At 33.3% G+C, this 13541-nt stretch carries 12 protein-coding genes; 6 read left to right on the top strand and 6 right to left on the bottom strand.

What is annotated here, in order from left to right:
• Positions 1-72: 72 nt before the first annotated feature.
• From HPY57_06600 to HPY57_06615, 4 genes are all read right to left on the bottom strand, one after another.
• On the bottom strand, positions 73-318 hold the full coding sequence (locus tag HPY57_06600) for a thioredoxin family protein (GenBank protein NPV11442.1): 246 nt from the start codon (positions 316-318) through the stop codon (positions 73-75).
• Between the two features lie 41 nt (positions 319-359).
• Positions 360-785, bottom strand: a complete 426-nt coding sequence (locus tag HPY57_06605) for an arsenate reductase ArsC (GenBank protein NPV11443.1) — start codon at positions 783-785, stop codon at positions 360-362.
• Between the two features lie 85 nt (positions 786-870).
• Positions 871-2172 (bottom strand): hypothetical protein, encoded by a 1302-nt coding sequence (locus HPY57_06610; protein ID NPV11444.1) that lies wholly within the window; start codon positions 2170-2172, stop codon positions 871-873.
• Positions 2173-2209: 37 nt separating this feature from the next.
• On the bottom strand, positions 2210-2611 hold the full coding sequence (locus HPY57_06615) for a metalloregulator ArsR/SmtB family transcription factor (GenBank protein NPV11445.1): 402 nt from the start codon (positions 2609-2611) through the stop codon (positions 2210-2212).
• A 739-nt stretch (positions 2612-3350) separates the two neighbouring features.
• On the opposite strand from HPY57_06615, the gene HPY57_06620 reads away from it, so the two are divergent.
• The 6 genes from HPY57_06620 to HPY57_06645 all read left to right on the top strand — a co-directional run bounded on the left by HPY57_06620 (position 3351) and on the right by HPY57_06645 (position 10939).
• Positions 3351-4814 (top strand): T9SS type A sorting domain-containing protein, encoded by a 1464-nt coding sequence (locus HPY57_06620; GenBank protein NPV11446.1) that lies wholly within the window; start codon positions 3351-3353, stop codon positions 4812-4814.
• A 368-nt stretch (positions 4815-5182) separates the two neighbouring features.
• A complete protein-coding gene (locus HPY57_06625) occupies positions 5183-6094 on the top strand; it encodes a TIGR01777 family protein (GenBank protein NPV11447.1) in 912 nt (303 codons plus the stop codon).
• Positions 6095-6184: 90 nt separating this feature from the next.
• Positions 6185-7624: a 2Fe-2S iron-sulfur cluster binding domain-containing protein gene (locus HPY57_06630; GenBank protein NPV11448.1), complete on the top strand. Its 1440-nt coding sequence runs from the start codon at positions 6185-6187 to the stop codon at positions 7622-7624.
• Positions 7621-9909 carry a molybdopterin-dependent oxidoreductase gene (locus HPY57_06635; protein NPV11449.1) on the top strand — a complete coding sequence of 763 codons (2289 nt, stop codon included), beginning with the start codon at positions 7621-7623 and terminating at the stop codon, positions 9907-9909. The genes HPY57_06630 and HPY57_06635 overlap by 4 nt, the downstream gene beginning before the upstream one ends.
• A gap of 85 nt (positions 9910-9994) precedes the next feature.
• On the top strand, positions 9995-10423 hold the full coding sequence (nikR, locus tag HPY57_06640) for a nickel-responsive transcriptional regulator NikR (GenBank protein ID NPV11450.1): 429 nt from the start codon (positions 9995-9997) through the stop codon (positions 10421-10423).
• Between the two features lie 24 nt (positions 10424-10447).
• Positions 10448-10939: an NYN domain-containing protein gene (locus HPY57_06645; GenBank protein NPV11451.1), complete on the top strand. Its 492-nt coding sequence runs from the start codon at positions 10448-10450 to the stop codon at positions 10937-10939.
• Positions 10940-11012: 73 nt separating this feature from the next.
• On the opposite strand, the gene HPY57_06650 is transcribed toward HPY57_06645, so the two are convergent.
• A complete protein-coding gene (locus tag HPY57_06650) occupies positions 11013-12026 on the bottom strand; it encodes a DUF2279 domain-containing protein (GenBank protein NPV11452.1) in 1014 nt (337 codons plus the stop codon).
• A gap of 2 nt (positions 12027-12028) precedes the next feature.
• Positions 12029-13417: a phosphoglucomutase/phosphomannomutase family protein gene (locus HPY57_06655; protein ID NPV11453.1), complete on the bottom strand. Its 1389-nt coding sequence runs from the start codon at positions 13415-13417 to the stop codon at positions 12029-12031.
• Positions 13418-13541: the final 124 nt, after the last annotated feature.

The raw sequence follows: 13541 nt of genomic DNA on the forward strand, positions 1-13541 counted from the left end.
AAAATAAAAAAAATAGACTACATAAGCATTAGTAAGATGCTCAATAAATAAAAAATAAACTCTAGAAACTGATTATTGATTGAAATTCTTCAACCAATTTTCTAAAGTTGCTTTAGTGGGAATTTTTCCCTGAATAACAACCTTATTATTTACAACTAACGCAGGGGTTAACATAATACCATATTTCATAAATTCTTCTGGTTTAACAACTTTCTCAAGTTTTGCTTCTATGTTATTTTCATGAATTACTTCACTGCAAAGTTTAAAGAGTTTTTCACAATTCATACAACCAGGACCAAGAACTTTTATATCAAGCATTTTTTCCTCCAAATTTTTTTGATTTTTGATCTGTTTAGTTTTTAAGATTTTAATTCATTTGTATAGAAATCGAAAAACGCGTTTTTGATTTCATCTCTAACTTTTCTGAAGACAGCTAAAATTTCTTCTTCAGTACCTGTTGCTTCAGCTGGATCTTCAAATCCGATATGTAATTGTTTCCCAACTTTACCCATAAATACCGGACAGGTTTCTTTCGCATTGTCGCAGACTGTTATCACGTAGTCAAAAGATTCATTTATAAATTGCTCAACATCTTTTGGATAATTTTGACTGATGTCTATTCCAATTTCTTTCATTACAGCAACAGCTTTTGGATTTACTTTATCAGCAGGTTTTGTCCCGGCGGAATAAACCTCAAGTTCTGAATCAAATGATTTTAAAAATCCTTCAGCCATTTGACTTCTGCAGGAGTTCCCTGTGCAAAGAATGAGAATTTTCTTTTTCATATTTTTCAATCTCTTAAGTTTTGAAGAATTAATTTTTTAAGATCAAACTATTATAAAAATCTAAAACAAAATCTTTTTAGTTCTATCAGAACAAGGATCCGTAAATTAATCCACTAATTGTAGCCATAATTATAACAAGCGAAACATAAACAACAGTTTTCTGTGTTCCAATAACGCTTCTTATAACTAGCATATTTGGTAAAGATAGTGCTGGTCCCGCAAGTAGTAAAGCTAATGCTGGACCTTTTCCCATTCCATTGTTAATCAATCCTTGAAGAATTGGAATTTCTGTCAATGTTGCAAAATACATAAAAGCACCAGTAACAGATGCAAATAAATTTGAGAATAAAGAATTTCCACCGACTAATTTATAGATCCATTCTTTAGGAATAATTCCACCATTACCTTCTGCAGAACCGAGCAGAAAACCAGCTACGAGCACACCCGCACCGAGAAGAGGCATAATTTGTTTAGTAAATCCCCAGGTTTCACCAAGCCATTGATTGGGTTCGCCTTCTGTAAAAGTTAATGCTAATGTTGTTGCAACTACTCCGATTACAAAAGGTATAGTTGGATTATTATAAAAGAATATTGCAGATAGTATAACTGCAACGACACCAAACAATACATATAACTTCTTTACACCAATTATATATATCAGTGATAATGCAAAACCAAATCCGAACAATGCTGTGATGAACCACTTATTCGCATATATAAAATACCAGAAGCCCTCTGTCTCCAGTGGTTTGCCCCAATTTACAAAAACAAGTATTGCAACAAGAATGAAGAAATGAATTGAAGTTTGCCAGAGTGGTCGTGGTTCTTCAACTTCTGGCATTGCGAGCTGTGTATCAGCTCTTTCTTTTTCTTCTTTACGATAAATGAAGGCCATAATCAGTCCAATAACCAAACTAAATGAAACAGCACCGATAACTCTTGCAATTCCGAGCTCAAGACCCAGGACTCTTGCAGTTAAAATAATAGCAAGAATATTTATTGCTGGTCCCGAGTAAAGGAATGCGATTGCAGGTCCCAGACCCGCTCCTCTCTTATGAATACTTGAAAACAATGGTAAAACTGTGCAAGAGCAAACAGCTAGAATTGTCCCTGAAACCGAAGCAATAAGATATGCTTTCCACTTTTTTGCTTTTGCACCAAAATGTTTTACTACTGATGCTTGACTTATGAAAACAGCAATTACCCCGGCAATAAAGAATGCGGGAACAAGACATAAAAGCACATGTTCCTGTGCATACCACTTAGCCAGGGCAAACGCATCAATTATAGAATTACGAAATGTCTCGTTATCAATGGGCATAAAGTAAGCAAAGAGAAAAAAGCCCATAATTAGTAGAAAAGTTTTGTATTCTTCTTTCCAGTTCATTTTAATCTCAGCAATTTGTTATTAAAATTTTTTTGAATTATCTCTTAACTTTTTTTGAGTTCTTTTTTACAGGTTTGGTTTCAGGAATAATTCCAATAACGCAGCGATTATTTTCTCTTAAGTTTAATCTTTGCATTAATCTTTTTTCATCCTCTTTCATTAGGTCATTTGATAAAAAATCTCTTAAGAAATCAAAAAGAAGAATATTGTTTTTTGTTGGATTGAGTTTGTAGTATGTCCATAATCCATCTTTTTCGAAAATTAAAAGTCCAGCCGATCTAAGAATGCTCAATGCTTTTGAAATGGTGTATTGGGGAAGCTGAAGAGCATCCATTAACTCACAAACACAAATTTTTTCCTGACTTTTAATGAAGAGGTTGATTATTCGAAGTCTTGTTTCGTCAGACAAAGCTTTAAATATTTTTGTTAATTCCGTCATAAATCCAAATTTTGATTGCAATTATATGCATTATTTGGCATATAAAAAAATTATGTTGAAGTTAAAAATGATAAGCTATAGTTTTTCAACTTTTGTTTTAATTTAAGTTTTAGCTTTTTTAACAGAAAGAAAATTTATTACAAAATGCAGGTTAGTAATCCAATTTGAGATTTTGTATTTTTTATTGTCAGAAGGGTTTTAATAATGCTTACAAATAGTAAAAAATACTTGTTGGGGTTAAATTATCATTTGATTTAATACGGGAGTAGTTTTTGAAAATCAAATTCGGCAGTAACTTTTCGAATCAAAGGAATGTTGATTAGTTTTTCCATTTGTTTAGCTTAACAAAGCTTTGATATGAATTTCAGTTTAAGATATATCGTCAGTTACAATGAAATAAAGAGCATTGAAATTAGAAAGAAAATTTTTTTCAATTAAAATAAAGGAGGTTCTGTATAAGAGATAAAAATCAAATAAGTATAATTTTTTGCCTGAAACCTTGTGATAGGGTATAATATAGAGTTGTTTCGATAAGCCGTTCCTTTTGAAAATTTAATTTAGATTTTAAATCCTTCTTTGATATTACCCTACCACTTTAAATCTTCACAAAATTGTGAAAGCAAATAAAGAGTTAATATTAACATCATTGTATTTTATAACTTATTTTTTTGTGACTGAATGTATTATGATTATTTAGTCCATTTGAATAAAAAGTATTTTATTAGATGGAGGTCTGACAATGAAAAGAATAATTTATTTGATTGGTCTTTTTTCCTTTCTCTCAGATCTTGTTTTATCACAAAATATTCTCTGGACTAAATTTTATGGTGGTCCATGGCCGTACTTTGATGTTGGAAATTGTGTAATATCTACATTTGATGGTGGATACGCAATTGTTGGAGAAACTGACTGGCGCGGAGCTGGTTGGAAAGATGTCTGGTTAATTAGAACAGATGGAAGTGGTGACACTTTATGGACAAGAACTTATGGTTTTTCTTTCAGTGATCGTGGCCGTTCGATTTTAGAGTTACCTGATCGTGGTTTTATTATTGTTGGAGGATGTTATTATGAAACTAGTTACCCGCCACCAAGAAAACCTTCTGTTTATATTATTCGCACAGATCAAAATGGTGATACACTTTGGACTAAGGTAATTTCAAGCGATTTTGATTCACATATTGATGAAGGTTATTCAGTGTATCAAACACCTGATAATGGATTTCTGATTACTGGACTTTGTACTCCTCATGTTCCAGGAGGCAAAAGAGTTTATGTTTTAAAGATTGATTCGATTGGGAATAGACAGTGGGAAAAAGGATTTGGTATTCCAGGAAGAGTAGATGCACAACCACATAAAATGTATCCAACTTCAGATGGTGGATTTATTATTACTGGTTCAGCGGAATCTTACCCAGATATAGTAGACCTATTCATTATGAAATTTAATTCGAGTGGAGATACACTCTGGTCAAAATTGTACGGGGGTTCTCTACTTGATTGGGGTCAAGATGTTTGTGAAACAAATGATGGAGGATTTATAGTGACTGGATCAGTGGACTTTACTTTTCCAGGTTATGGTGATCTCTGGGTATTAAGGACTGACTATAAAGGAGATACTATATGGACGAAACGATTTGGGATATCAGTTTCTTCGGCAGAAGGAATTTCCATTTGTCGAGCTTCTGATGGTGGTTATTTCATCGCTGGGCGAAGACAGAACTATGTATATGTTTTACGTTTCAATCAAGATGGTGATACTTTGTGGACAAGAGAAATCCATGAGTTTCATGGTGCAGGTTATTCGGTTAGTCAGGCTTATGATGGTGATTTTTTAATTACGGGAACGGGATCGGCAAGAGATCAAAGCAGTGATATATTTCTATTAAAAATTACAGAGCAAAGTTCAGGACTGAAACAAGAGTTAAACCCTTCCCGATTTGAACTGTATCAAAATTATCCTAATCCATTTAATTCTGTCACGGTAATTAAATACGAAATTCCAGAAACAAACGTACCAATTAAGGTTTCCTTAAAGATTTATAATATTTTGGGAGAAGAAATCGCATCCTTAGTTAACAAAATACAGACAACGGGACATTATGAGGTTACATTTAATTCATTACAGCTCACAAGTGGAATTTATTTTTACAAATTACATACAGATAATTTTGTATTAACTAAGAAGATGGTATTAATTAAATAAAGGGAAAAATTTAGTCAGGGTTAGTAAATAGTACATTCCCACAATTTTAATCTAACCCTGACTTTTTTATGGTTTTGAAACCTTATTGATTATGAACAGAATTCTATTATTTATTTTATATCCCAAGACATGTGTAAGGATATCAAATCTTAATTTTAATCTCTGACTTTTTGGTGATAAAACTTATCTGTAAACAATTTATTTCATTGGGATTTGTTGTTTTGATTTTAAAGCAATTTCTTTACTTACCAGAATTTTAATCGAACTTTATTTTTTTCTGTTTATAATTTTTATACTCTTAAACATATCACATTTCTTGAATTCTCAGTATTTCTGATTTAATTTGTTTTAAAAGCACTGAGGTTTTTATGTCAGGAAAAATTTTAATTGCGGGGATTTCGGGTTTGATAGGGGAAAAATTAGCTCGTTTCTTAATGCCCGAATACAAAGTCAGAGGACTTGTTAGAAATGTTCAAAAGGTCAAACAATCTTTACCAAATGTTGAGCTTTATTCGTGGAATGAAAGTGAAAAATTTCTAATTAACTTAATTGAAGATACTGATGTTGTTATAAACCTTTCGGGGAAATCGATTGCAGGCGGCAGATGGACTGAAAAAGTTAAAAAAGAAATCTATTCAAGTAGAATTGATACGACAAAAAAACTTGCTGAGTTGATTTTAAAATCATCGCAAAGACCAGAGAGTTTTATTGTTGCTTCTGCTGTTGGTTATTATGGTCTGGATGTAAACAAAATTTCGGATGAGAACTCACCACCATCAGATGATTTTCTTGGACAGGTTTGTGTTGATTGGGAAAAGGCTTCTTCCATTGTTGATCAATATCAGGTGAGAAGGGTAAATGTAAGGATCAGCACTGTATTGAGTCGAGATGGAGGTGCTCTACCTCTTTTGGCGTTACCATTTAAATTTTTCACTGGGAATTATTTCGGCACTGGAAATCAGTTTTTCCCATGGATTCATGAGAAAGATTTAATTCGACTTTTCAAATTTGTGATTGAAAATAAGTCAATTTCTGGTCCAATAAATGCTGTTTCGCCTCAAGTTGTTACAGTGAAAGAATTTTGTAAAACACTCGGCAAAGTATTGAAGAGACCTTGTTGGATTCGAATTCCTGAATGGAAAATGAAAATAATATTTGGTGAAATGGCTGAGCTCCTTATTAAAGGCGGAAGAGTAATTCCAAAGAAAGCAATTGAATCAGGTTTTAGATTTGAATTTGAAGATCTTGAAACTGCATTGAGAGATTTATTCGGTAAATGACAAATGTCATTTAAGATTTTTCAAATGGCAAAACCACTTTGAATTTCTTTTTAAAAAGGCTAATTTTTGAATGAAATCATTGAGATAATTATGATAACCTTCATTCTAAATAACGAGATTATTAAAACCAGCCTTCCATCTGGATTTGTTTTACTCGATTTTATCAGGAAACATCAGCGTTTGACGGGTACAAAAGAGGGTTGCAGAGAAGGTGATTGCGGTGCTTGTACTGTTCTTGTTGGTGAGTTACGCGATGGCGAAGTAAAATATAAGACTGTTAATTCCTGCCTTTTTCCGCTCGGTGATGCACATCTGAAACATATTGTTACAATTGAAGGATTAAATTTAGATCAGATGAATTATCTTCAAGCAAAGTTTGTTGAACTTGGTGGGACACAATGCGGCTTCTGCACACCTGGTTTTATTGTTTCTGCAATGGGTTATTTCTTGACGCAGGAAAATTATCGAAATGATGATGCAATACAATTTGTTGCGGGTAATATTTGTCGTTGCACTGGTTATGCAGGAATTAAAAGAGCATTAAGCAGTACAATTGAGTATCTAAATTCTTCAATTGAAAAAACAAATGGAAAAACTAAAAAGACATTTGAGGAATTAATAAGAATCGGATTTGTACCAGATTATTTTTCTTCTATTCCTCAAAAATTAAAAGCACTTCAACTCGAAGAAAAAACTTTATCTGAAAGCTCAAAAATTTTTGTCTCAGGTGGAACTGATGTTTATGTTCAGAGGTGGGATGAGCTTGTCGATAAAAATGTAAGCTTAATTTCATTAAAAGAAGAATTTAAAGGCATAAAACAGGTAAATGATGAAATATTTATTGGCGGGGCTACAACAATTTCGGAGATTGAAGAGTCAGATTTAATCCATTCAATAATTCCTGAGTTGAAAGATTATTTAAAACTATTTGGTTCAAAACCTATCAGAAACAGAGCAACGGTGGCTGGAAATATTGTCAACGCATCTCCAATTGGAGATATGACAAATATTCTTCTCGCTTTGGATTCAACTGTCCACTTAACAAACGGAAACGGAAAAAGAACAATCCAATTAAGAAAATTTTTCCTTGAGTATAAAAAGCTAGATAAAAATGAAGACGAATTAATTCAGTCGGTTAGTTTCAAAGTTCCGAAGAAAAAATATTTAATAAATTTTGAAAAGATTTCTCGTCGAACTTTTCTTGATATAGCAAGTGTGAACTCAACATTTTTTGGATACATTGAAAACGATTCTTTCGAAGAAATCTCAATCACTGCAGGTGGTGTTTCGCCAATTCCTCTATATCTTCAAAAGGCATCAAATTATCTGAGAAATAAAAAAATTAATGTCGAGACAATTAGTAAAGCAATCGAAGTTGCTTTGAGTGAAATTTCTCCAATCAGTGATGCTCGAGGCTCTGCTGAATATAAAAAATTATTACTTCGTCAATTGCTTCTGGCGCATTTTGAAAAATTTTTCCCTGACTTGATTTCAAAGGAATTAGTACTAAGTGAGGAGGGTTTACTATGATTAATTATGACTCAATCAAACATGTTAGAGGCGAATCTCAGTTTGTTGATGATTTTATCCCATTTGAGAAAATTCTCTATGGATATGTTTTCACTTCTCCAATCGCACATGGTATCATCAAAAAATTAGATATAGAAGAAGCTCTTAAATTCCCAGGAGTAAAATATATTTTTACTTTCAAAGATATACCTGGCGAAAATCAAGTTGGTGGGATTGTTCAAGATGAAGTTTTATTTGCTGAAGATAAAGTTGAATTCGTGGGTCAACCGATAGCTTTTGTTGTAGCTGAAGATTTTCTCAGTGCTAAAAGAGCAGCAAAGAAAATTAGGGTTGAAATTGAAGAACTCGAGCCAATTTTTGATCCAAGGCTCGCATTTGAAAAAGGTTTGTTAATAATCCCGCCGAGAATTTTTTCGCTTGGAAATGTTGATGAAGCTTGGCAACAATGTGATTTTGTGATTGAGGGGCAAGTTGAATCTGGTGGACAGGAACATCTTTACCTTGAAACGCAGGGCTCCATAGCCTTCCCAGTCGATAAAGAGAGTGTAAAAATTTTCTCTTCTACCCAAAATCCAACTCATGTTCAAAAAATAGCTGCTCATGTTTTGGGTATCCCGATGAATAAAGTTGAAGTTGATGTATTGAGACTTGGCGGTGGTTTTGGTGGGAAAGAAGATCAAGCGACTCACTGGGCGGTTATGACAGCTTTAGCTGCAAAGAAATTGAACACAGCTGTAAAATTAATCTTGCCCCGTCAGGAAGATATGAGGATGACTGGTAAACGACATCCTTACTCTTCTGATTTTAAGATTGGTTTGAACAAAGAAGGTAAAATTTTAGCTTATGAAGTTACTTTCTATCAAAATGCTGGTGCCGCTGCAGATTTATCTCCAGCAATTCTTGAAAGAACTTTGTTCCATACGACAAACACTTATTACATTCCAAATGTAAAAGCGACTGCATACAGTTGCAAAACAAATCTTCCACCCAATACAGCATTTCGTGGATTTGGTGGTCCGCAAGCAATGTTTGTAATGGAAAGCGCCTTGTTCAAAGCTTCGCAGGTTACGGGAATTGATTATCATAAACTTCAAAAAATTAATCTTTTGAACGAAGGAGATGAATTTCCTTACGGTCAAAAAGCATTTAACTGCCGAGCTAAACTTTGTTACGATACACTTGAGAAAAAATACGATGTTGAAAAAGTCAAACTCGAAATAGATGAGTTTAATAGTAAAAGTAAATTTGTAAAAAAAGCTTATTCAATAATGCCGATTTGTTTTGGAATTTCATTCACATCAACATATTTGAATCAGGCGAGTGCACTCGTTCACATTTATGTTGATGGAAGTGTTGGAATAAGTACAGCAGCAGTGGAGATGGGTCAGGGTGTTAATGCAAAACTATTGCAAATTGCATCAAAAATGTTTTCTATCTCGCCAGAAAAAATAAAAATTGAGTCAACCAATACAACCAGGATTGCCAATACTTCACCAACAGCAGCAAGCAAAGCTGCTGATTTAAATGGTTTTGCACTAATGGAAGCCTGTGAACTTATTTTAAATAGATTAAAAAAATTTGCAGCGCAAAGATTAAATGTATCAGATGAGTCAAAAATAAAATTCGAGAACGAATGGGTTTTTGTTGATAATGTAAAAACAGATTTGAACTGGGGAAATTTAATCAAACAAGCGTATTTGAATAGAATAAATTTATCAGCTCATGCACATCACGCAACTCCAGATGTTTATTTCGATAGAGAGATTTCAAAAGGAAAACCTTTTGCTTATCATGTTTATGGAACTGCTCTCATTGAAGTCACAGTAGATTGCCTGCGTGGAACTTACAAAATTGATTCTGTCAAAGTCGTTCATGATTTAGGAGATTCAATTCATCCAGTTGTTGATCTCGGTCAGGTAGAAGGCGGAATTGTTCAGGGTATTGGCTGGATGACAGTTGAAGAAGTTATTTATAATGATAAAGGGAAATTAATTACCGACGCACTCTCTACTTACAAAGTACCTGATATTTATTTCGCACCTGAAAAAATTGAAGTTCAATTTCTTGAAAATGCTTCGAATCCATTTGGTCCTTTTAAGTCTAAGGCAGTTGGTGAGCCACCATTTATGTATGGAATTGGAGCTTTTTTCGCAATTTTAAAAGCTATGCTGACATTCAATCCTGAAATGGAAATTCAGTTCAAAGCACCAATGACCAATGAGAGAGTTTTGATGAGCATTTATTCAGGAATAAAAGAGAAAGTTTTGAATCACATTCATATTTAAGAACATCGAAAGGACGAAATGTTTTTAATATTTAACTAAACAAAAAATTTTAATAACTTAATCAAAAACAAAAAAGAGGTGATATATGCCAATAAGAAGAAAAAAGAAAGATGAGCTTTATCGTTTCGGGGTCTCAATGGAATATGACCTTATCCAGAAATTCGATAAATATTTAGAGAAGAGAGGTTTCTACAACCGCTCCGAAGCAATTCGTGATCTTGTCAGACAATTGCTCGCAAAAGAAAAAGTTGAAATTAAAAATGAAGTAACTTATGGAATAGTGTCGTTCATTTACAATCATCATCAGCGAGAACTGGAAGAAAGGATTACTCATCTCCAACATCATAACTTTAAATCAATAATTTCAACCACACATATCCACATTGATGAAGAGTATTGTCTTGAAGTGATAATAATGAAAGACAGAGCACAAAGAATTAAAACAATCGCTGAAGCTATCTTTAGTCTCAAAGGTGTAAAGAGTGGTGAAGTATCGTTTGTCACTCTTGTTTAAATCTAAAAAATAGATTAAAAATAAATGAGAAGAATAGGCGTTTTTATTGATTTGCAAAATATTTATCTGGCAGTAAAGACTATTGAACAAAAATCTAAAATTAACTTTACTGTCTTGAAAGAATATTTACGTTCGAATGATGCGATCGTAACGATGTCGGTTTTTACTTGTTATGATCCAGAATATAAATCACAGATTGATTTCATTAATCATCTGGCATTGCTCGGTTATCGTGTGGTTTCTAAACCACTCAAGAAACTTCCCGATGGAACGACCAAAGCAAATATGGATCTTGAAATGGCAATGGAAGTTATGAATCAAGCTCCCCACCTTGATGAGATTGTTCTGGTAACTGGCGATGGCGATTTTGCTCCGCTTGTTAGTTACTTATGTTCACTAGGGAAATTTGTGAAGGTGATCGGACCAGATGTTTTAACTTCTCCCGATTTAATCCGAGCATGCCATACCTTTGTTAATTTGAATAAGATTGAAGGAATATTTGATGTAAATCAATGAAGGGTTTGGTTCCATTAAAAAGGAATTTGATTTTGTTTTAAGGAAGAATAAAAAAATTATGTTACCTGCTTAACTAAAAATAAATTCCATACCATATTGTTGATGGAGTGATTCTCACTGCAGGTGCTGGGAAATGAAAATTATCAAGCAAGTCTAATACTTCTCTTAAAATTTTTGATTCTGGGTTAAATAATTTCAATAAACTGTAATCAAGAGAAATATACCATTCTCTATCTCCGAGTGGTTTTCCTGAACTATTCCAGATGTTTTTCCCGAGTTTAACTTTCTCGACACCATAAGCTATTGCAAAATTCAACCATTTGGGCCAGTAATTATCAACTGGTGAAGGAAGAATGGAATGAATATCAAAACTCAAGTAATATGTAAATCCTTCATAATCCTTAATCCAGTAATCATACCAGCCTTTTTTGTAGGCAGGTGATGGATGGTAACTCCACTTTAAATTAACCGATTGAAGAGGTTTAAAATGATTTTGAAGATGTGGATAGATTGCACCTAGAACATTTCCACCAAAGTCCCACCAGCTCCATCCCCACTTTTTGTAATAAGCATCGTGAAATTCAATTTGAGTTTGAAAAAAAATACTTGAAAGGATTGAAGAGATAACAGAGTAATTCTCGGGGACATTGGTTGCTCTCAAAACTTTGTAGGCTCCTTTTGACAATAACATTCCAGCATAAAAATGACCCAACTTATCAATATTCATATCAGCGTTATTCCAATCGTTAAAAGTATGGAACTTTGTTCTCGCTTCGTTCCAGTAAGCATCTTTGAAAATAAAATAAATTGAGACATTCGTAATTACTGTTGCACCAATGAAAGGTCCGAGATATTCCCACTTAATTCGCGTCGAATCATTATTCTTTTGATTTGTATTTTTTTCGATAGGTGAAATATTGAATAAGAATTCTTGTTGTTGAAAAGAATTTAATCTTAACAGAATTCTGTTTTGCTGAAGTTCATAAAAATTAATAGGAGTTTCATCTAATTTAATTTTTGTGTATCCACCCGATGAGAAAACTTGATATTGGGTTAACAGCAACAAAATAAAAAAGTATCTAATCATAATTATTGAAGATTGATCCCTGCGTCTAAAAGTTTTTCAACTTTTTCAAATGTATCTGCTTCGGAGTAAAATCTTAAAATAGGTTCTGTACCAGATGCTCTGATTAACAGCCAGCCATTTTCAACAAAAAATTTGTAACCATCAAGATCAGAGGTTCTAATTACATCGTAGCCGTTGAGAGATTTAATTGTTCCACTTTTGCATTTTGAAAGAATTGCCTGTTTTTTCTCTTCTGTAGTGTGGATATCAATTCTTTTGTATTTGTGTGGACCGAATTCGTCTTCCAGTGATTGAACAAGCTCACTTAAAGGTTTTTGATAATCAATTAAAAGTTCTGTTAAAAGTAAACCTAAAAATATTCCATCTCTTTCAGGTAAATGAATTTTCACGCCAATACCACCGCTTTCTTCACCTCCAATAAGTACATCTTTTTCAAGCATTAATTTACAAACATGCTTGAAACCAACTGGTGTAACAGTGATTTCGAGCCCAAATTTATCACACATTTTGTCCAGCATTTCAGTTGTTGAGAATGTCTTTACAACCATTCCACGCAAATTTTTCTTTTCGTAAAGATATTTTAACAACAGAGAGAAAATTTTATGTGAATCGACAAATTGCCCTTTTTCATCCATTGCACCAATTCGATCTGCATCGCCGTCAACCGCAAGACCGATATCGTATTTGCCTTTTACAACAGTTTCAGAAAGTTCTTTTAAGTTTTCTTCGAGCGGTTCAGGATTGATTTTTCCAAATAGAGGATTGTGTTCATTATGAATTTCATCAATTCCAAGAAGTTCGTTCATAAATCCCTGTCCCGAACCATACATTGAGTCATAAACAATCTTCAAGCCTGAATTTTTAATTTTATTGATATCAAACTTGGTGATAATGTAGTCTTTGTAAAATTTTCTCAGATCAGTCAAAACGATTAAGCCTTTATCAACGAGTTCATCAAATTCTTTTAACTTAAAATCTTTTTCAACATTAGGAAGTTCTTTTTCGACTTCAGCGACCATTTCTGGATGAGCAGAGCCGCCAAATTCACCTTTGATTTTGAAACCATTATACTTTGGAGGATTGTGAGAAGCAGTTATCATTATTCCGCCAGCCAGATTCATATTCTTTGCTGCAAGTGAAACCATTGGAGAAGAGACCATCTGATCAGCAAGCAAAGTTTTTATGCCTTTAGAGGCTAAAACTCTTGCGACTAATTTTCCATATTCATCAGAGAGGAAACGAGCATCATAACCCACAACAATTCCATTCTGGATTTTGGGATGAGAAGAAAAGTATTTTGCAGTTGCAAGTGAAACTGTAATTAAATTTTCAAATGTAAAATCATCGGAAATAACTCCACGCCAGCCGTCAGTTCCAAATTTTATTTTCATAACTTCTCCGTAATTTGTTTTTGTTGAAATGTCAATAGCAAAATTACTTAAATCTAAAGAATAGTTTAAGACCTAATTTCATTAAATCAAATACGATTTTATTATCAAAATATTTAAGTTCCAT

The organism is Ignavibacteria bacterium (assembly GCA_013177855.1).
Taxonomy (GTDB): Bacteria; Bacteroidota; Ignavibacteria; order Ch128b; family Ch128b; genus Ch128b.